Origin of the sequence: Corallococcus silvisoli (assembly GCF_009909145.1) — a bacterium.
Classification (GTDB): Bacteria; Myxococcota; Myxococcia; order Myxococcales; family Myxococcaceae; genus Corallococcus; species Corallococcus silvisoli.
Genome location: NZ_JAAAPJ010000017.1, coordinates 147217 through 165590, shown reverse-complemented (window position 1 = coordinate 165590; position 18374 = coordinate 147217). Strand labels below are relative to the sequence as shown.

The following is an 18374-nucleotide window of genomic DNA, read 5'->3' as shown; positions in this document are numbered from 1 at the left end:
GAGCGTGCCGGTGCTCAGTCGAGAAGGAACGTGTAGGCGTACTTCAGCTCGGTGGAGACGGCCTCTCCACCCTTGAAGGCCGGAGTGAAGCGGAAGCGGCGGATGGCGTCGCGGGCTGCCTCGTCCAGACCGGAGCCCGGCCCCGACAGCACGCGCACGTTCACGACACGGCCCTCCGTGTCGATGGTGAGCGCGAGCGTCACCGTGCCCTCGACGCCGGCGCGGCGGGCTTCCTCGGGGTAGGGGATCTTCACCTCGCTGGCGAGCTGGGGCTCGCGGTCCACCTGGTAGATGGGCGTGTACTTCGGCGCACCGTAGCCCTTCACGTCCTTGGGCGCGACGGCCTTGTCCCCGGTCTTCCCGTACAGCGTGTTGCCCACGGGGGCCGCGAAGCCTCCGCCCGCGGTGGTGGAGGACAGCGAGAGGCCCACCACCAGCGGTGCGGTCTTCGTGGGCGCGGGCGTGTCGTTGGGCGGTGGGGGCGCGGCGTCGGGAGGCGGCGGTGGGCGCGCGGCCTCGGCGACCTTCACGGGAGGAGGCGGCACGGGACGGGCCCGGGGTGGGGGAGGCGCGGGCTTCGGCGCTTCCTTCACTTCGGGTGGGGGCGGAGGGGGCGGCTTCGCGACCTCCACCATCACCAGCTCCACGGGCGGTCGCGGCGCGGGGCGCGCGTCCCGGTGGGAGTGGAGGACGGCCAGCGCGCCGCCATGCAGCGCGAGCGAGCCGGCCATGAAGGCCAGCAGCCACGCGCCGCTGCCGCGCCGGGGCAGGCGCGCCGGTCCGCTGATGTCGAGAACGCTCTGGCTCATGCGGTCACCGTCAGGGAGAAGAGGACGGAGGCGCCACGTCCTTCTCGATGTTGAGGGCGAACTTCGCGATGCCCTGGCCCTTCACCACGTCGATGAGCCGCATCACGCGCCCATACGCGATGGACTGGTCGGCGCTGATGATGGCGCGCGTGTCCTTGTCCTTGGCGACGGCCTCCGTCACGCGGCGGGACAGGTCCGCGTCCGTCACCTCCGCGCCGTCGAAGTAGAGCTTGCCCTCCTTGTCGAGCACGACGTTGACCAGGCCCTGCACCGTCTCTCCTCCGTTGGCGGCGCGGGGCAGATCCACCTCCACCGTCTCTCGGACGATGAAGTTCGCGGTGACCATGAAGATGATGAGGAGCACCAGCACCACGTCCACCAGCGGGGTGACGTTGATGCCGGAGATCTCCTCGTCGCTGTCGGAAGCGCCGCCGGCCATGGTCAGCGAGCCTCCGCGCGCAGGCTGCCCACGAGCGCGTGGCCCAGGGCCTGGGTGCGGCTGGTGAGCGTCTTGAGCTGGCGGTTGAAGACGTTGAAGGCCACCACGGCCGGGATGGCGACCGCGAGGCCCACCGCGGTGGCGACGAGCGCCTCGGAGATGCCGGCCATCACCGTCTGCTGCATGGCGCCGCCCTTGGCGGTGAGCGACCCCAGGTCATTGAAGGCCTTGATGATGCCGAGCACCGTCCCGAACAGGCCGATGAACGGGGCGTTGTTGCCCAGCGTGCCCAGGAACGAGAGGAAGCGCTCGTACTGGGGGCGCTCACGGGCGACGGTGGAGGCGATGACCTGCTCCACGGTGTCTGCGCCCTGGGCCGCGGAGGCCAGGGCCTCTCGGATGACGGCGGCCTCCATTCCCCGGTGACGCGCCGCCGCCACTCGGACCGCCTCCAGTTCGCCGCGCGCGAGCCGCACCGCCAGCAGCTCCGAGTCGGGGAGCCGGTTGCGCGCGAAGTAGACGGCGCGCTCCAGCATGACGGCGATGGACAGCACGGACAGGACGACAAGGACCCACAGCACCCACTCGGCGCTGGTGAGCGTCACCCCCAGCAGCTTGCCGCTGAGCCACCCCAGGTGCTCGGCGGGAACCTGCGCGGGTACGAACAAAGACATGGTGAATTCCCCTCAGGAAATGCTGCGCGCGAAGGGAACACCGCACCCGCAAGGAAGTGTCACCGGGAACACTTTCGAGGCCGCGCGGGCGGCGCTTCCGGGGCATCCCATCCCCGGCGCCGGGCCCTGAGCACCGTCCCGACGGGCCCTCGGCTCCCCGCCCAGACAGATGGGGCGCGCATGACGATATTCAGCCCATGCCGCGGCTCGTCATGGGCCGGGTTTTCCCTGATTCGGAGTGAATCCGACGCGCGAGGAGGTGCGCACCCGTGCTGAATACCGAACTCGTTGCCGAGCCCCTTCTTCATCTTGAGATCCGACGCCTGCTGGCCCAAGCCCGGATGGCTGTCCCGGAAGCCTTCGACGCCCAGGGCCGGCTGCTCTCGCCCATCGCGGGCGGCTGGGCCCGGCCGCCCGCATGGTTCAACGCCGTCTCGCCCATCGACGGAAGTGTCATCGCGGAGCTGCCGCTGCTGGGCGCCGCCCAGGTCGCCGAGGGCGTCGAGCAGGCAGCGGCGGAGTTCGCGCCCTGGGCGGCCCGTCCGCTCGAGGAGCGCGCCCGGGCCGTCGTGAAGGCGGTGGCGTTGCTCCAGTCGCACCGGGACCTGCTCGTCCGCATCCTGGCGTGGGACATCGGCAAGACGCTGCCCACGGCCTACAACGACGTGGACCGGTGTCTGGCGGGCATCGAGTGGTACCTGGAGCGGATGGGCCCGATGCTCGACGGCCGCGAGCCGCTCGGCCTGGTGTCGAACATCGCGTCCTGGAACTACCCCTTCTCCGTGCTGCTGCTCAACGTGCTCGTGCAGTCGCTCGCGGGCAACTCGGTCATCGCGAAGATTCCGACCCAGGGCGGCGGGGTGTCACTCACCATCGCCTTCGCGCTGCTGCGTCGCGCGGGCCTTCCGGTCTCGCTCGTCGGCGGGCGCGGCAGGGATCTCTCCGAGGCGTTGGTGGGGCACGCGCGCATCGCGGGCGTCGCCTTCATCGGCGGGCGGGCCAACGGCGCCGAGGTCCACCGGCGCCTGCGCGCCACGGACAAGCGCTATGCGCTGGAGATGGAGGGTGTGAACGCCTATGCGATCACGCACTTCACGGACTGGGATTCGCTCGGGAGGCAGATCCGCGCGGGCTTCGACTTCGGCAAGCAGCGTTGCACCGCCTACACCCGCTGGGTCGTCGAACGGTCGCTCGTCCCGAAGTTCGTCCGGACGTATGTCGACACGGTCTCGACGTTGCGTGTCGGCAACCCGGTCCTGGGCGCGCACGTGGACTTCGGGCCCCTCATCTCGCCCAGCAAGGCCGAGGAGCTCCGGACCCTCATCGCCGAGGCGCGCGAGCTGGGCACGGCGGTGCTGCATCAGGGGGCGCTCGCGGAGGACGCCTTCACCGCGCGGCAGGAGCGCGGCGCGTATCTCCCGCCCGTCCTGCTCTTCGGCATCCCGCGCGACAGCGAGCTCTACCTGCGCGAGCCCTTCGGCCCCGTCGACGTCCTGGTGTCGGTGGACTCCGAGGAGGAGCTGATCCGCGAGGCCAACGTCTCCAACGGCGCGCTCGTGGCTTCGGTGGCGACGGATGACCCCGAGCTCGCCGAGCGCATCGCGGGGCGGCTCCACGCCTACAAGGTCGGCATCAACGCGCTGCGCTCGCGAGGCGACCGCGAGGAGTCCTTCGGCGGCAAGGGGGGCTCGTGGGCGGGCGCCTTCGTTGGCGGCACCCATCTGGTGCGTGCCTTCACGGGGGGCCCTCATCCCATGGAAGGCAACTGGCCGGACTGAGTCATCCCTCGCGTCGCGAGGCGCCGTCCCCCCAGCGTCGAGACGCGGGGGGACGGCGTGCGCTCCTCTTTCGGCACTTCCCCCAGTCGAGGGAGCGGCGAATTCGTTGATGCCGCCGCGAATGGAATCTTCGGTGTTTTTCACCGTTCGTGTGCGCAATGAGTCAGTCATTGCGGTTCAGCCCGGCGAGGGCGTCCTCGCGGAGCAGGGGCCTTGTGCCCCAGAGGGCGGCTGGTAGCTCGGTAGGGGCGCGGCCCGCGGAAGTCCCAGGGCCATGAGCCCCCCCTGGCGGAAGGGCCCGCGCGTCGCGCCGTCGTGGGCGCTCCTCATCCTCGCGCTCCTGACCGGGTGCCCGATCGCGGAGAACTACAGCGACGCGGACGGGCCGAGATACAGCGGCGACTATCGGCCTGTCGACGCCGTCCCCGCGGCGCCTCCTGCTTCGCTCACTGTCGTGACGTTCAACCTCGCGTTCGCCGAGCACGTCACGGAGGCCATCACAGCCCTCTCGAGATCTCCGCTCGTCGAGGCGGACGTGATCCTGATGCAGGAGATGGACGCGCCCTCCGTGGACAGGATCGCGAAGGAGCTGGGGCTGGCCTATGTCTACTATCCCGCCTCCGTGCAGGTGGATGGCGATGACTTCGGGAACGCCATCTTGAGCCGGTGGCCGATCAGCGCGGATCGGAAGATCAACCTCCCGCATGATGACCCATACCATCAGCAGCACCGTGCCGCCGTCGTCGGGACGCTGGACATCCAAGGGACCCCCGTCCAGGTGGTCTCCGTGCACAACGCCACGCCCATCGTCGGGCTGGGCGGACGGCTTGATCAGGCGGAGACGATCATCAACGCGGTGGATGGCGCGGAGCCGTTGCAAGTCATCGCCGGCGACTTCAACACGTCCGACCCGGGAAGCCTCACGCAGACCGTGAAGCTGTTCTCGGGGCGGGGGTTCCAATGGGCCTCGGGAGGCGTGGGGGACACCGTGGACTCCGCCATCGGGGGCCTGCCGCTCGATTCGGTGTTCACCCGGGGGCTCTCTCCCGTGGATCGCGGCGTGGACAGGCGTCCCGCTGGGAGTGATCACCATCCGGTCTGGGTGCGCTTCGCGTGGCCCCCATGACGCCACGGCGTGCCATGCGGGCCCTGGGAGCGAGCGGGATGCTCCTCCTGACCTCCGGCTGTCTGAGCGGAGCGAGGAACCTTGGTGCGGCGACGACGCCTGTCGGGACGACCGAGATCGGCGTTTCATTGAACGGGCTCGCCTTCGAGCGAGGCCGGGAACGGGCGTATCTGCCCAACCCCGAGCTCACCTTCCGCAAGGGGGCCGGCGAGAACTGGGACTGGGGCGGTCGCCTCACCCTCCTGGGGCTGGAGCTGGGGACGCGGCATCGGCTCCTCGAGCGGTCGCCCTGGACGTTCTCGGTCGCCCCGAGCGCGGGAGTCTGGTTCGTGCCCGTGACCAACAACTCCACGGAGCCGGTCAACTTCCGTCTCGGGGCGCAGGCGCTGCTCGACTATCGGCTCAGTCGAACGGTGACCCTCACGGGGGGCGCCTCGCTGATGGGGGCCTTCGCGGGGCCGCTCACCGTCTTTCAAGGCAGATTCAACGGCTCGCACCTGCTGGCCTCACCGGGCGGTTCGCTGGGCGTCGCGTTCCGCCTGAAGCCGTCCGTGGAGCTGCGTGTCGAGGGCGGTCTCGAGTTTCCGTTCGAGCTGAGCGAGGGCCGGCGTCAGCCGACCGGCCATGCCGGACTGACGCTCCGCTGGGGACGCACCGACCGTCGGTGACGGCCCGCGCCCGGCGGGTGCTCAGGGTGCGGCGGTTGGCGACGACCGCCAGATGCGCACCGTGACGGAGGAGAACACCTCGACGCTCTTCCCGGCCTCCTGGACGAAGCTGCTCGTGTAGCCCACCGGCTTGACGAAGAGGCCGGTCACTTCGCGCTCATTGGTGGATTTGGCGCTGAACCGCGCCATCTGCATCGTCCCCATGGCCATGCCCGTGCAGCCCACGCAGGTGGGCGCGCGGTACACGAACACCGTCCCGCCCTCGATCTGATTCGAGCCATTGGTGCGCGGCTTCGGCACGGCGATGAACAGCCGCTGTTCGCCGCCGGGAAGCTCCCAGACCGCGCCCAGCGGGAGGTTGCTGGTGCTGTCGGCGTTGGTTCCCACCGGGCGAAGGGTGACGTCGATGGAGCCACCGTTGTCGATGGCCGAGTTGACCTTGACCAGCTCCTCCTTCTTCGTCCACCCCAGCCAGTGGAGCTGCGGGAGGTTGTAGTTGTCCGACGCATTGGTGCCCATGTACGTGCTCGAGTCACCGGACGAGGTGATCTTGCCCGTCGTGAAATCCCGCACGTCGCCGTGCTTGAGGCCGAGGACGTGACCGGTCTCGTGGGCGTAGTCTCGGAACAGGTTGCCTTTGAGGAAGACGCTGCGCGAGCCGGCGTTCGAGGTGGAGCACATGCCGCTGGGCAGCATGAACACGGTCACGAAAGCGTTCGAGCTGACCTTCTGGCTGGCCTGGCTCTTCGCCGTCTTGCAGTTGGCGCTCGTCACCTGCACGGTCTGCGAGCCGATGATCTCCAGGCTCACCTGGTTTCGAGACGCGACGGAGAAGTAATCCGACAGGTCGCGGATGCTGTCCCGGATGGTCGCCAACGAGGGCGTGGTCCTGCCATCGAGCGTCATGCGGACGACCCTGACGGTGTTCTTCTGATTGATGGCGCCCAGCCTGTTGTTGAAGTTCGTGACACACGTCGACTCCGCCTCGCCGCAGTCGTAGCGGTGCGCCGAGGGTGGCGCCTCGACGTCCTGGATCCGGAACGAGCGCACCTGGTCGTTCGCGTTCGCGCCGCTCTCGAAAGAGGTCTCGCAGAGGTTCGTGTCGGTTTCGACGGTGACCGAGTCGCCGGTGCAGTCCGCGCCCGCATGGAGCGTCACGGCCTTGCCGATGGGCACGTCGACATAGGAGGCACCCGCGGCTCCCTTGAGCGTGTAGCAGCCGTTGGAGCCAGCCTCTTGAATCACCGGGGAGCTGCTGCCACAGCTCTCGCGCACGCGGACGAGCGGAGGGCGAGGGGTGATGAGCTGCTCGCGCAGCGCGGTCCAGTTGTCCGCCGTGCAGTTTCCGGACTGAACCTCATCGAGGAAGACGCCGTCCTCGAGCTCCGGGTGCTCGTAGGTCTGGCACGTCTCCCACAGCTCGCTCCAGTGTTCCCAGTCGCAGGTCCCGGCGTTGGCGTACGTCGCGATACATGAGAGCGACGCGTCGAGCGAGGGGGAGACGACCGCCTGGCTGGACGACGCGACGGACACCTCGGTGCCGGTGCCGTCAGGCTGTTCGTGGGTGGGTGGCTCCCCGTCGACTCCATTGCACCCTGACATCAGTGCTCCGCACAGCAGGACGACCGTCATGGAAAACTTCCGCATGTTTCTCCCTCTCGCGGCTCGAGGCCGCGCGTCACGGCTGGCCCGGCAAGCCCCGTCTCGCTCGGGACGGGGCTTGCCGGAGATAAGCGGTCTACGTGCAGTATTCCTCGAACACGCCGATGAGGTCGTTCGCCACCTGGTCGGCGGATCTGCCTTCGATGCGATGCCTTGGCACGAAGTAGACGAGCTCGCCGTCCTTGAAGATCGCTATCGAAGGAGAGGACGGGGGGATGTCTGGGAAATAGCCACGCGCGCGCGCCGTGGCTTCAAGGTCGTGCTCATCGAAGACCGTCCCCAGCCGGGTCGGCTTGACCTTGTTCTCGAGCGCCATGCGAACGGCGGGGCGCGCCATGCCCGCCGCGGCGCCGGTCACCGAGTTCACGACCAGGAGCGCCGTGCCAGTCGGGTTCTTCATCCAGGCGTCGACCTGCGCCGGGGTCACCAGGTCTTCAAAGCCGATGCTGGTGAGCTCCTCTTTCATCGGTTTGATCAACAGGGGACTGTATGGCATTGACTGCCTCCAGATACGTGAGAGTGCGCGACCCGGCTCCATGCTTGACCGTCAAGCCCTTCGAGTGTGCCCCGCACCTCATATCATGTGGCAATCGGGAATTAATGCATGTCGTGAAGTAGTGGACGAGGCGGAGAACCCTCAGGGCGCCGAGAACCAGCGCTCCAGGGCGGGGCGCAGTCCGCCGTCGCGTCCGGCCCACGCGATACAGCCATCGGGGCGTATCAACATCGAGCGCGCCCCGGGGGCCTTCACCCCGCGCACGCGCGATGCCCACGCGGCCCCTTGAGTGGCGGCCACGCCATCGCCATCGACGAGGAGCCCCCGGCCGTCGCGCATCAGCGAGAACAGGCGTGTGGCCCCTCCGTCAATCGTCAGTTCGAGGTCGGCGACGAAGCGCCCGACGAGCGGATCGTCGTCGCCGAGGTCGTAGCGCAGGGTGACGCTGCTCATCAGCTCGCCGAAGTAGCGGTTGACGTCGGGGTGGGTGGTCATCAAGTCGGCCACGATCCGCCGCATCGCGGTCGTCTGCGGGTCGGGGCGCATGAGCGCGATCTGGGCGAGCGTGTTTTCGAGCGCGCGCGCCGCCATCGGGTGGCACTCGGCGGTGTAGGTGTCGAGCAGGCCGTCGGGGGCGCGCCCCTGCACCGTGGCGGCCAGCTTCCAGCCGAGGTTGACCGCGTCGACCAGACCGACGTTCAGTCCCTGTCCTCCGAAGGGTGGGTGGACGTGAGCGGCGTCGCCCGCCAACAGCACGCGACCCCGCCGGTAGCTCGACGCCTGGCGCGCGTTGTCGGTGAAGCGCGTCGCCGAGTGCAGGGCGGTGATGCGCACGTCGGCCCCGCTGACGCGCCGCAGGCTTCGCTCCACCTCGGCGGCCGTCACGGGGGTCTCGCGGTCGGCGGGCGGCCCGTCGAACTCGATGAGGCCCACGCGCCCTGGCGTCGGACCGTAGGACATCATCCCCACCGCGGTGCGCCGCCAGCCGAGCGGCAGGAGGCGCTCGGGGTGATCGAACTCGGCGAGGGCCTGATGACCGGTGAGGGTCGGGGCCGTCCCGGGGAAGTCGAAGCCGGCTTGCTTGCGCACCGTGCTCCGGCCTCCATCGCAGCCCACCAGGAACGCCGCCTCGAGCTGGCGCGACCCTCCGGGGCTTCGTGCCTCGACCTTCACCCGCTCACCGGTGTCGTCGAACGACTCGACGGTGTGCTCGCGCCAGACCTCGACCCCGAGTGAGGCAGCGTGCTCGGCCAGGATGCGCTCGAGTGACTGTTGCTGGACCCCGCGCATCCTCCGGCCGGGCTCGCGTTGCAGGGTCTGGTCGATCAGGCGCAGTCCCGCGAAGTGTCCCCCCACGCGGCGGATGCCACCCGCTGGCGGGCCGTCCCGCACCCCCAGCGACTTCTTCATCGCGTTCATCCCCTCGACCGCGGCGGCCTCCTCGGCGTCGAGCGCCGGTCCGAGCCCCCGCCGTTCGAGCGCCTCGCTGGCCAGCGCCCCGATGCCTCCCGCCTTGATCGTCGAATCGGGCTCGGCGCGCCGCTCGAGCACCACCACCCGTACCCCCCTCAGTGCCAGCTCGCTCGCCAGCATCAACCCCGTGGGCCCCGCTCCCGCCACCAGCACGTCCACCGTGTCCTTGTCCATGCCGGCGAAGGTGTCAGAATTTTGTACCGGATACAAATTCGTATTCGACCTACAGTTGCTCCATGTCCGAATCCGACCGCCGACCGAGCGACCCGGCCGCCAAACCCGAGGGGCTGCGTGAGCGCAAGAAGAGGGCGACGCGCCAGCTCATCTCGAACATCGCCACGAAGCTCTTCACCGAGCGCGGCTTCGAGCACGTGACCATCGACGACGTGGCGGCCGCGTCCAACGTGTCGAAGATGACGGTGTTCAACTACTTTCCCCGCAAGGAGGATCTCTTCTTCGACCGGAGCGACGAGGCGCAGACGCTCGTGCGCGACGCGCTCGCCAGCCGCGGTCGCCGCTCCCCGGTGGCGGCGCTGCGAGCGTTGGTTCACGAGCTGGTCGAGCAGCAACACGCGTTCGTGAAGGTGACCCCTGTCGTCTCCGGCTTCTGGAAGGTCGTGGCCGACAGCCCCGCGCTCCGGGCCTACACCCGCGAGCTGACCGAGGAGCTGGAGCGCGACATCGGCAGGCTGCTCGCCGAGAGCGTGGGGGCACCGGTCGGCGATCCCATCGCGCGTTTGGTCGCCGCGCTGCTGGTCGGGGCCTACCGCGTGGCCTTCCGCGAGGCCCTGCGCGGCAAGCGCTCAGGCAGTGCCGCCGCCAACCGCGAGGTGTTCGTCGAGCTGATGGACCGCGGCTTCACCGCCGCCAGCGCCGCGGCCCGTGGCAGCCCGTACGTGTGACCGCGCCCCAAGGCAATCGCTGCCCGTGGCTGATGCGAGCCGCGGGGATGAGGGGGCTGGGGGCCGGGGGCTCCCGGGAGGGGGAGTCCCACGTCGCCGCTCAGAAGGTGACGCCCAGACGCAGGACGTCGAGGTTGAGGTCCACGATGCGTCCACTCCTGCGTGTGTCGCCCCAGGGCAGAAGGTACTGCCCCCCGATGTCCAGCTCCTTGCGCCGCTGGTTCCAGCTGTACCCCGCGCCCGCGCCGATCAGCGCGGCGAGATAGGCGCCCGAGCGCGCGGTCGTCTTCCGGTATCCCAGGTCGAGGCCCAGGGTGAGCTGCCCTCCCGTGATGCTTCGGTCCGCGGGGGCTCCTACGTTGGCCTCATCCCTGTCCGTCATGGTGCTCACCATCCCGCTCAGCTTTGGCTGGATGAAGAAGCCGTCCCCCCGCGCGCGTGGCCACGGTGTCCAGGCCACACCGGTGGAGACCGTGAGGGCCCGCATCGTGCCGCAGCGGGGGACCGGATCAGTGCAGGGGCGGCGCGAGAATCTGGGCGTGACTTCAATGACGAGGTCCGTCCGGTCCGACACCTGGAGATTCATGCCGACCGGGAGCGCCAGATGAAGCAAGCCGGCCACGAGGGGGCCCGACATCATGAGCGAGCCGTGGACCACGGGCGATATCCAGAGCGCATGGGCGGGTCGCACGCCCACGGAGCGCCGCTGCTCCGTCGCCTCCGGGGCCTGTGCCCGTGCCTGGGTCGTACTGAGAAGAAGGAGGACTGAAATCAGAATCGCGTTGTTCAAGCGCATGTCTCCGACCGCGGGAACTCCCTCCTGGAGCAAGGGGTGTTCCAGGCGCTGTCGGGAGCACCGCTCAGAGGGAGTTCCACGCCGCGCATGACATGGCTGTCAGGGTTTCCGCGTCGGAGGACAAGACACGGAAGTCACGGCGTTGCCTGTCCAATCCATTCTCATCGGGTGATAGCGACCGCGAGGAACGGCCAGGATGTCCATGTCGCATCCCCCGGGGGACCGCGGGCCCTGGAGTGGGGAGGGCCCGCGGTCGTGGGACCGCGCCGGGGTTACTTCGCGGTGCGGATGACCGACAGCTCGACGTCGCCAATCACCTGCTGCTTACGGCCCAGGTCGAGCAGCCACGCTTCGAGTCCCGCGGCGTCGCGGGACACCGTGCCCGACGCGGGCGCGAGGGCCGCCTGGTCGGGGGCTGCCTTCTCCCGCAGGACATCGCCCTTCAGCACCAGCGGCGCGCTGCCCCGGCTCGCGTCACCCAGACGCTCGATCTGGATGCCCGTGTAGCCCAGGACGGCGGGGGACTCGGCCACCGAGGTACGCTGCCCGTTCGCCTGCGCCCGGGCGAGCTGTTCCTCGATGGCGCGCACCTGGGCGGGGTCGGTCACGAGCACGCTCGGGTTGGGGCGGCCCGAGTACAGCAGGAAGGTCACACGCAGCCCCTGCTGGGGCTGCTCGGCCTGGAGGTCCGACGCGGAGGCCGTCAGCGACCCGGCGACACCCAGTCCCAGCACACCGCACACGACGAACGCACGAAACGAAAGACGCGACATGGAAGGTTCTCCGTGGAAAGGGGGGACTAGTTGATGAACTCGTGGCCGTAGCCTTCGGCGATGTCCGACCAGAGCATGAAGAAGCCGCAGAACTGGGTGTAAGGGCCACGGTTGGCGGTGCGAGGATCCGTGATGACCTGGCCCGCGTTGTCCAGGTTCGTCGCGCGCGTCCCGCCCGGCTTGTGGGACCAGGTGCCGTTCTCGTCGAGTCGGTACCAGTGGTAGTCGTAGCCCGGGGCCACCACCAGCGCGGCGCTCGTCTTGAAGTTGAGGAAGCTGCTCGGATAGTCGGGGATGGGCTCCAGGCCGTCATTGATGGCGGCCTGCCGCACCAGGGCGCAATCCATGTACGACGCCTGCGCGCCGGTGGCCCGGCCCGGCTGGGCGAACGTGTTGGTGGCCTTGTTGTTGGCGTAGTTGTAGCAGTTGTTCTGGCCCTGCCGGCTGTTGTCATTCCAGTAGGACGGCGTGTAGTAGGGCCGTCCCGGGTTCAGCACGTTCCAGATTTCGTAGTTGGGCAGGGCGCGGTTGAAGACGAACACCTCATCCAGGCGGTCGGAGAACCGATACCAGGCGCTGTCCTTGTGGCCGCCGATGTAGAACGGGTTGTTGGTGTTGTTGATGTTGCCCATCTTGGGCGTGGCCAGGCCGGCGTCGTACCCATCGACGTAGAAGGAGATGTTCACTGGCCACGAGGTGCGGTTGACGCTCACCGCCACGTGATGCCAGCGATTGGGCACCAGATAGGGTGACGAAGTGTAGTTGAGCCAGCCCGTCTCGTCCGCCAACTGGAGCAGCAGCTTGTTGCCTTCGGTGACCGCGAACGAATAGCCGCGCCCGTCGGTGCCCCGGTTGTCGATGATGGTCTTGTTGTAGCGGCTGGTGTCCGACATGCGGATCCACGCCGTCAAGGTGAAGCTGCCGGTGCCGAAGTTCAGGTAGGGCGAGTTGGCCACCTGGAGGTACCGGTCACCCACCAGATCCATGCCGTTGTCCCACCAGCCCCAGGACTGCACCTTCGAGCCCACGACCGTCGCGGTCTGTCCCAAGCCACTCGTATCAAGGGCCCGCTCGGGGAAGAATGGCGACGTGATGGTGCTCTTCCATTCGCCGACCAGGCCATTGGTGACCCGGTTGGGCACGGCCTCGCTCGTCGCGACGGGCGCGATGACCACGAGGGCGGCGCTCAACATCCACGTGAATCCTTTCACACTGACTCCTTTGACGGGGGAAAGAGGTGAGCGCCGACATAGTAGATCAGCCTGACAAACATGCCCACCAGGGCTGCCACGCCGTGGCCCTCCGCTTGACGTGTCTGGCTTGAGGTGGACTCCGAGCGCGTCACGAAGCGCTCCATCTACCTCCAGCCTTCTCTCCAGTTGCCTGCGATTCGTCCCTGGGTTCCTTGGCACTGCTATTTGATCTTGCAGTTGCCGCTCGCGCAAACGCCTCTCACCCTGAAAAAGAGCGGGCGCTCAAGACGCCAGCGGTGGCACACAGCGCCGTCGTCCAGGGTGATGCGTCTTGTCTTGCCGTCGCTCCCCTTGCACTGGAGGTTGGAGCAGATCCCAAGGTCCGTCAGCTCTCCGCCAGGGATGAATTCGACGCCGCCTTGTCCTCGACAAGCAGCATCGGCGGCCCTCCGCCACTCAATGCCCACGTCTTCGGCCCTCGCGATGCCTGGCGAGAGGGCCAGCAAGACCGCCGCGACTGCCATGGGACGCGCATTCATTGACTCACTCCTGAGGAGGGATCGATGACTGTGATGCATCCACAGTACCCGACCCTCAAGGAATGCGTTGCGCCGCTCGCGGCGGGCGCCTCCCTCTTGACCCCATCCCCTGGAGCGCAGGGGGGCGGGGGAGGTCGAACGCGGACCTCGCGCATCGTGGCTCGGGGCGGTCCCGGACCCGAGTCGTACGTCGGGCCGGCCTGGACCCGCGCCTACTCGAAGACGCCGATGCCCGGGTCGCTGCCGTTGGGCTTCGGGGGCTTCGTGGGCCGGGTCGGGGCCGCGGTGCGCACCGGCTCCAGCCGCACGTTCACGTGCTGATCCGCCGTGTCCGCGAGCCGGCTGTAGTCCAGCGTCCGTTCCTCATCCTGGTGCCCGCCGAGCCGGAAGCGCAGCACGGAGGCCTTCGAGCGGGGCAGCACCAGCTTCGTGGGCGTGGTGCCGATCTGCGCCTCGCCGTCGTAGATGGCCGCGCCGGACGGCGTGGAGGTGAACTCCACCGTCACGTCCTGGGGCCGGGCGGCCGGCTGGGGCGTCGTCGGCGCCGGGTCCTGCACCCGCGTGGGAGGCGGCTCCACGGGCGCCTTCGGGGTCGTCGCCGCCACGGGGGGCGGCGTCACGGGCGCCTCATTGCCACCGCCGCGAGTCATCACCACGGCCACGCCCGCGCCGATGAGCAGCAGCGGTACGGCGATGATCGCGGCCTTCACCCCCCCCGACATGCCCTGGGGTGGCGGCGGGGCCTCGGGCTCCGCGCGGGGGGCGGGCGGACGGGCGCGGTTGGCGGGGGAGAGCGGCGGGTTGGCCGCGCTGGTCGTGGCCCGCGGCGCGGCCTGCGCTCCGGCGGGCGTGGTGCCCCGAGGCTGCGAGGCCAGCCCCACGCGTGAGCCCGTCTTCGCCGCGCCCGTTCCCGGAGCACGGCCCGCACGGCTGCCGGAGCCCAGCTTGCTGCCGGAGCCCGCGCGGCTGCTGGAGCCCGCGCCCGGACGGCTGCGGCTGCCGGTGCCCCGCTCGGCGCCGGGGGCACCCCCCGTGGGATGGGCGTCCAGCTCCTCCTGTGACAGGCCCTCCACCGCGTCGAGCAGCGAGTCAATGAACTCCTGCGCGTTCTGGTAGCGGTCCTCCTTCTCCGGCGCGAGCGCCTTGGCGAAGAAGGCGTCCAGCTCCGGCGGCACCGGCGCTCCCTGGCGCTTGCTGTTCACCGGCGGGACTGGCTGGGTGAGCGAGGCGGTGAGCGCCTTGCGCACGGTGTTCGCGCCGTAGGGCGAGCTGCCCGTGAGGCAGAAGTAGAGCACGCCCGCCATGGAGTACAGGTCGGAGCGCTGGTCCACGGACTCGCCACCAGCCTGCTCGGGCGGCATGTACTGCGGGGTGCCCAGCACCTGGCCGGTGGAGGTGAGCTGCTCCTCCTCGTCCTGCTCCAGGGCCTTCACCAGGCCGAAGTCCAGCACCTTGACGAAGTCCTTCCCGTCGAGCGCCTGGACCATGATGTTGTGGGGCTTCAGGTCGCGGTGGACGCAGCCCTCCTCGTGCGCGTGCGCGAGCCCCAGCGTGGCCTGCTCCAGCAGGTTCACCGCGCGGCGGAGGGTCATGGGGCCCTCGCGCTTCACCAGCTCCTTGAGGCTTTCGCCCTTGAGGAGCTCCATCACGTAGTAGCAGGTGCCGTCCGCGGCCCGGCCGAAGTCGAAGATGGTGATGACGTTCGGGTGGCGCAGGCGGCTGGCGATCTCCGCCTCGCGGCGGAAGCGCTCGAAGAACTGGGGCGCCGCGGCCAGCGACGGGTTGAGCGTCTTCACCGCCACGGGGCGCTGCACGGACGTCTGCGTGGCCCGGAAGACCATGCCCATGCCGCCCTGGCCCAGGACGCTTTCAATCTTGTAGCGGCCGTCCAGGACCTGGCCCAGCAGTTGGAGACTCTGCGCCGCGCACAGGTGGTCGAGTCCGTCGGTACTTCCGCAGTGGGGGCAGGGGGCGGCCATGGGTGGCGGGAGTATAGGCAAGCCCTGGCTAACGCCCAACCGGGGAGATGTGCCCCCTGGGCGGTCAGGCAGGCATCAGGACCGTTCCCGTGGGGCTCCCCGGCTGGTATCTCCCCCTCCGCCATGAGCCTCGTCATCGCCCAGGACATCAGCCTCGCCTACGGAAAGAAGGTCCTCTTCGATGAGGACAATTTCACACTCGGTCCCAGGGACCGGGTGGGCCTGGTGGGGGCGAACGGGACGGGGAAGTCCTCCCTGATGAAGATCATCGCCGGGGCGAGCCTGCCGGACGGGGGGACCGTCCAGTACAGCCGCCGGGCCCGGGCGGGCTACCTGCCCCAGGAGATCGCCGGCCTGCCGGAGGGGACGGTGGTGGAGGCGGTGATGAGCACCGTGCCCGGCCGGGATGCGCTGGAGTCGCGCCTGAAGGACACGGAGGCCGCGCTCGCCCAGGCCACGGACGAGGAGGAGCAGCTGGAGCTGGCCCAGACCCTGGCGGACCTCCACGCGGAGCTGGACGACTTCGAGAACCGCTACGGCAAGCACCACGCGGAGCGCATCCTCAAGGGCCTGGGCTTCAAGGACGCGGACCTGTCCAAGCCCACCCAGGCGCTGTCGGGCGGCTGGCGCATGCGGGCCGCGCTCGCGGGGTTGCTGCTCCAGGACCCGGACCTGCTGCTCCTGGACGAGCCCACCAACCACCTGGATGTGCCCACGCTCGCCTGGTTCGACGGGTTCCTGCGCCGCTCCAACAAGGCGATGGTGCTCATCTCCCACGACCGCGACTTCCTCAACCGGCAGATCAACCGGGTGGTGTCGCTGGAGATGGAGGGCGTGCGCGAGTACGCCGGCAACTACGAGGACTACAAGCGCCAGCGCGCGGAGGAGATGGTGCTCCTGCAGGCGCGCGCGGAGAAGGTGGAGCAGCGCCGCGCGGAGCTCCAGGGCTTCATCGACCGGTTCGGCGCCAAGGCCACCAAGGCGAAGCAGGCGCAGAGCCGCGCCAAGATGCTGGCCAAGCTGGAGAAGGTCCAGGTCCTGGAAGAGCGCCAGACGATGAAGTTCCGCTTCCCGGAAGTGGAGCGCAGCGGCCGGGACGTGGTGCTGATGGAGGGCATCACCAAGCGCTATGGCGCGCTCACCGTCTACAACGGGCTGGACGCGCGCCTGGAGCGGGGCCAGCGCATCGCGGTGGTCGGCGCCAACGGCGCGGGCAAGACGACGCTCCTAAAGATGGTGGCGGGGGAGCTGGCGCCGGACAGCGGGAAGGTGACGCTGGGGCACAACGTGGTGGTGGGCTATTACGCGCAGCACCACGCGGACAAGCTGGACCGCCACAACACCATCATCGAAGAGGTGCGCCCGCTGGCCGCGGACAAGCCGGAGAGCTACGTGCGCGGCGTGCTGGGGGCGTTCCTCTTCAGCGGCGATGACGTGGAGAAGCCCATCGGCGTGCTGAGCGGAGGCGAGCGCGCGCGCGTGGCGCTGGCGAAGCTGCTCCTGGTGCCGTCCAACTTCCTGCTGATGGACGAGCCGACGAACCACCTGGACCTGGACTCGTCGGAGATGCTGATTGAAGCGCTGAAGCTGTACGGCGGCACGCTCCTGTTCGTGAGCCACAACCGCAGCTTCATCAACGGCCTGTGCACGCACGTCTGGGAGGTGGCGGACGGCAAGCTCACGTCGCACCCGGGCAACCTGGACGAATACCTCTACCACCAGGAGCAGGCGCGGCTGGCGGCGGAGGGCGCGGAGTCCGGCGCGTCGAACGGGAAGGGCGCCGCGGCGGGCAGTGGCCCGGTGTCGGAGAAGGAGCGCAAGCGGCTGGAGGCGGAGGCGCGCCAGCGCCGCTCGGTGGTGGAGGGCCCCATCAAGAAGGAGATCGCGAAGCTGGAGGAGCGCATCGCGAAGGTGGAGGCCGAGCAGAAGGACCGCGAGGGGCAGCTGGCGGACCCGGTGCTCTACAACGACTTCGCCCGGGCGAAGCCGCTGATGGACGCGCACCGCGCGGGCAAGGAGGAGCTGGAAGACCTCTATGCCCGGTGGGAGCTCGCGCAGGAGAAGCTGGCGGCGGCGCAGGCGTAGCGGGGCTACTGGACGTCGAAGACCCTCCGGGCGGGGGCGCCCCCGCGCTCGAGCTGAAGCTCGATGCGCCGCGCGTCGCGCAGCTTCGTGAAGGCCTCCAGCGCCTTGTCGGGGCTGTCCAGGTCCAGGCCGTTGATGCGCTGGAGCACGTCTCCATTGCGCAGCCCGAGCCGGGAGTAGAGCGAGCCGTCCTGGATGGAGAAGAGCTTGAAGCCCACGGCGCGGCCGTCGCGGAAGGCGGGCACGATGCGGGCCTGCATCGACAGTTCATTCAAGTGCGTGATCGCCTCGGTGACGTCCTCACGGGGAATCGAATAGGTGTCCGTGCCCGTCTCCCGGATGCCCCGGCCCAGGCCGGAGCCTCCTGGCATCACCGCACCCGGATGGACATTCACAGGCACGGGGGCCACGGTCGCTGAGCCGTCGATGTATTCGACCCGTCCGTCCACCATGAGCAGGATGCGCTCCCGCTCGATGGCGAAGACGCGGGCGCCCTGGATGATGTCGCTGACCATCAGGCTGTGCGCGCTGCCGCCTGGCAGCTCATGGACCGAAGCCATGGACCACCGGGGATCCTGCGCCACCAGGGTCCCGAGCAGGCGAAGGCCCATCATGCTCCGGGAAAGGGCCAGGGGCTGGGCCGGAGCCGTGGGTATCTCGTCGCGGAGGGAGAGGCCCGTCAGCCGCGCGAGCTGGTTCGCCTCCAGTGCCGCCACCGTGGGGCCGCTCGTGGGCCTGTGCGCCGCGGGCGGTGTCTCGCGGGGGCCAGGGGTTACGACCGCCTCGAATCCTTGATTCACGATCAGCGCCGCCGCCAGGGCGCAGGAAAAGACAATCAAGACGAACAGTCCCTGAAGGGACCTGTGCACTCCACGGTTCACCGAAGCCTCCCAGGTTGGAACCCGGAGGCCCAAGAGCAAGACCAGGGCCAGTGGGCTCCTGCCTCTGGAGGGGGAGTCAGGAGCCCACGGGCCCCGGTGCC

At 69.2% G+C, this 18374-nt stretch carries 17 protein-coding genes; 5 read left to right on the top strand and 12 right to left on the bottom strand.

Features of this window, described 5'->3' with window-relative positions:
- Positions 1–14: 14 nt before the first annotated feature.
- From GTY96_RS29320 to GTY96_RS29310, 3 genes are read right to left on the bottom strand one after another with little or no spacing between them, the layout of a single operon-like run.
- A complete protein-coding gene (locus GTY96_RS29320) occupies positions 15–809 on the bottom strand; it encodes an energy transducer TonB (RefSeq protein ID WP_161666458.1) in 795 nt (264 codons plus the stop codon).
- 10 nt (positions 810–819) lie between these two features.
- Positions 820–1248 (bottom strand): ExbD/TolR family protein, encoded by a 429-nt coding sequence (locus tag GTY96_RS29315; RefSeq protein ID WP_143906014.1) that lies wholly within the window; start codon positions 1246–1248, stop codon positions 820–822.
- A gap of 2 nt (positions 1249–1250) precedes the next feature.
- Complete coding sequence (locus GTY96_RS29310; RefSeq protein WP_143906016.1) at positions 1251–1922, bottom strand: MotA/TolQ/ExbB proton channel family protein; 672 nt, start codon at positions 1920–1922, stop codon at positions 1251–1253.
- A gap of 341 nt (positions 1923–2263) precedes the next feature.
- Here GTY96_RS29310 and GTY96_RS29305 point away from each other — a divergent pair, with 341 nt between their 5' ends.
- The 3 genes from GTY96_RS29305 to GTY96_RS29295 all read left to right on the top strand — a co-directional run bounded on the left by GTY96_RS29305 (position 2264) and on the right by GTY96_RS29295 (position 5494).
- Complete coding sequence (locus tag GTY96_RS29305; RefSeq protein ID WP_235685952.1) at positions 2264–3700, top strand: aldehyde dehydrogenase family protein; 1437 nt, start codon at positions 2264–2266, stop codon at positions 3698–3700.
- Between the two features lie 274 nt (positions 3701–3974).
- Complete coding sequence (locus tag GTY96_RS29300) at positions 3975–4826, top strand: endonuclease/exonuclease/phosphatase family protein (protein WP_161666456.1); 852 nt, start codon at positions 3975–3977, stop codon at positions 4824–4826.
- A 38-nt stretch (positions 4827–4864) separates the two neighbouring features.
- On the top strand, positions 4865–5494 hold the full coding sequence (locus GTY96_RS29295; protein ID WP_235685951.1) for a hypothetical protein: 630 nt from the start codon (positions 4865–4867) through the stop codon (positions 5492–5494).
- A 21-nt stretch (positions 5495–5515) separates the two neighbouring features.
- On the opposite strand, the gene GTY96_RS29290 is transcribed toward GTY96_RS29295, so the two are convergent.
- The 3 genes from GTY96_RS29290 to GTY96_RS29280 all read right to left on the bottom strand — a co-directional run bounded on the left by GTY96_RS29290 (position 5516) and on the right by GTY96_RS29280 (position 9299).
- On the bottom strand, positions 5516–7141 hold the full coding sequence (locus GTY96_RS29290; protein WP_235685950.1) for a hypothetical protein: 1626 nt from the start codon (positions 7139–7141) through the stop codon (positions 5516–5518).
- A gap of 91 nt (positions 7142–7232) precedes the next feature.
- The gene (locus tag GTY96_RS29285; RefSeq protein WP_143906024.1) at positions 7233–7652 is read right to left on the bottom strand and encodes a BrxA/BrxB family bacilliredoxin; all 420 of its coding nucleotides are present in this window, start codon (positions 7650–7652) and stop codon (positions 7233–7235) included.
- Positions 7653–7793: 141 nt separating this feature from the next.
- Positions 7794–9299 carry an FAD-dependent monooxygenase gene (locus GTY96_RS29280; protein ID WP_161666455.1) on the bottom strand — a complete coding sequence of 502 codons (1506 nt, stop codon included), beginning with the start codon at positions 9297–9299 and terminating at the stop codon, positions 7794–7796.
- Positions 9300–9361: 62 nt separating this feature from the next.
- Here GTY96_RS29280 and GTY96_RS29275 point away from each other — a divergent pair, with 62 nt between their 5' ends.
- A complete protein-coding gene (locus GTY96_RS29275) occupies positions 9362–10027 on the top strand; it encodes a TetR family transcriptional regulator (protein ID WP_143906028.1) in 666 nt (221 codons plus the stop codon).
- Positions 10028–10127: 100 nt separating this feature from the next.
- Here the strand turns inward: GTY96_RS29275 and GTY96_RS29270 are convergent, their stop codons facing one another.
- The 5 genes from GTY96_RS29270 to GTY96_RS29250 form a co-directional block, all read right to left on the bottom strand.
- On the bottom strand, positions 10128–10409 hold the full coding sequence (locus tag GTY96_RS29270) for a hypothetical protein (RefSeq protein ID WP_143906030.1): 282 nt from the start codon (positions 10407–10409) through the stop codon (positions 10128–10130).
- Positions 10410–11095: 686 nt separating this feature from the next.
- Entirely contained in the window at positions 11096–11596 is a 501-nt protein-coding gene (locus GTY96_RS29265) for a hypothetical protein (protein WP_161666454.1), read from the bottom strand.
- 26 nt (positions 11597–11622) lie between these two features.
- On the bottom strand, positions 11623–12789 hold the full coding sequence (locus GTY96_RS29260) for a LamG domain-containing protein (protein ID WP_143906036.1): 1167 nt from the start codon (positions 12787–12789) through the stop codon (positions 11623–11625).
- A gap of 221 nt (positions 12790–13010) precedes the next feature.
- Positions 13011–13313, bottom strand: coding sequence for a hypothetical protein (locus tag GTY96_RS29255; RefSeq protein ID WP_143906038.1), 303 nt, complete (start codon positions 13311–13313; stop codon positions 13011–13013).
- Positions 13314–13540: 227 nt separating this feature from the next.
- Complete coding sequence (locus tag GTY96_RS29250) at positions 13541–15307, bottom strand: serine/threonine protein kinase (RefSeq protein ID WP_143906039.1); 1767 nt, start codon at positions 15305–15307, stop codon at positions 13541–13543.
- Between the two features lie 123 nt (positions 15308–15430).
- On the opposite strand from GTY96_RS29250, the gene GTY96_RS29245 reads away from it, so the two are divergent.
- Entirely contained in the window at positions 15431–17392 is a 1962-nt protein-coding gene (locus tag GTY96_RS29245) for an ABC-F family ATP-binding cassette domain-containing protein (RefSeq protein WP_161666453.1), read from the top strand.
- 5 nt (positions 17393–17397) lie between these two features.
- On the opposite strand, the gene gspC is transcribed toward GTY96_RS29245, so the two are convergent.
- Positions 17398–18261, bottom strand: a complete 864-nt coding sequence (gspC, locus tag GTY96_RS29240) for a type II secretion system protein GspC (protein WP_328701044.1) — start codon at positions 18259–18261, stop codon at positions 17398–17400.
- Positions 18262–18374: the final 113 nt, after the last annotated feature.

Coding starts and splice junctions, on each gene's coding strand:
- GTY96_RS29315 (WP_143906014.1), bottom strand. CDS start 1,248: ATGGCCGGCGGCGCTTCCGACAGCGACGAGGAGATCTCCGGCATCAAC.
- GTY96_RS29260 (WP_143906036.1), bottom strand. CDS start 12,789: ATGTTGAGCGCCGCCCTCGTGGTCATCGCGCCCGTCGCGACGAGCGAG.
- GTY96_RS29290 (WP_235685950.1), bottom strand. CDS start 7,141: ATGCGGAAGTTTTCCATGACGGTCGTCCTGCTGTGCGGAGCACTGATG.
- GTY96_RS29255 (WP_143906038.1), bottom strand. CDS start 13,313: ATGGCAGTCGCGGCGGTCTTGCTGGCCCTCTCGCCAGGCATCGCGAGG.
- GTY96_RS29320 (WP_161666458.1), bottom strand. CDS start 809: ATGAGCCAGAGCGTTCTCGACATCAGCGGACCGGCGCGCCTGCCCCGG.
- GTY96_RS29310 (WP_143906016.1), bottom strand. CDS start 1,922: ATGTCTTTGTTCGTACCCGCGCAGGTTCCCGCCGAGCACCTGGGGTGG.
- GTY96_RS29305 (WP_235685952.1), top strand. CDS start 2,264: ATGGCTGTCCCGGAAGCCTTCGACGCCCAGGGCCGGCTGCTCTCGCCC.
- GTY96_RS29295 (WP_235685951.1), top strand. CDS start 4,865: ATGCTCCTCCTGACCTCCGGCTGTCTGAGCGGAGCGAGGAACCTTGGT.
- GTY96_RS29250 (WP_143906039.1), bottom strand. CDS start 15,307: ATGGCCGCCCCCTGCCCCCACTGCGGAAGTACCGACGGACTCGACCAC.
- GTY96_RS29285 (WP_143906024.1), bottom strand. CDS start 7,652: ATGCCATACAGTCCCCTGTTGATCAAACCGATGAAAGAGGAGCTCACC.
- GTY96_RS29300 (WP_161666456.1), top strand. CDS start 3,975: ATGAGCCCCCCCTGGCGGAAGGGCCCGCGCGTCGCGCCGTCGTGGGCG.
- GTY96_RS29265 (WP_161666454.1), bottom strand. CDS start 11,596: ATGTCGCGTCTTTCGTTTCGTGCGTTCGTCGTGTGCGGTGTGCTGGGA.
- GTY96_RS29280 (WP_161666455.1), bottom strand. CDS start 9,299: ATGGACAAGGACACGGTGGACGTGCTGGTGGCGGGAGCGGGGCCCACG.
- GTY96_RS29245 (WP_161666453.1), top strand. CDS start 15,431: ATGAGCCTCGTCATCGCCCAGGACATCAGCCTCGCCTACGGAAAGAAG.
- GTY96_RS29275 (WP_143906028.1), top strand. CDS start 9,362: ATGTCCGAATCCGACCGCCGACCGAGCGACCCGGCCGCCAAACCCGAG.
- GTY96_RS29270 (WP_143906030.1), bottom strand. CDS start 10,409: ATGACGGACAGGGATGAGGCCAACGTAGGAGCCCCCGCGGACCGAAGC.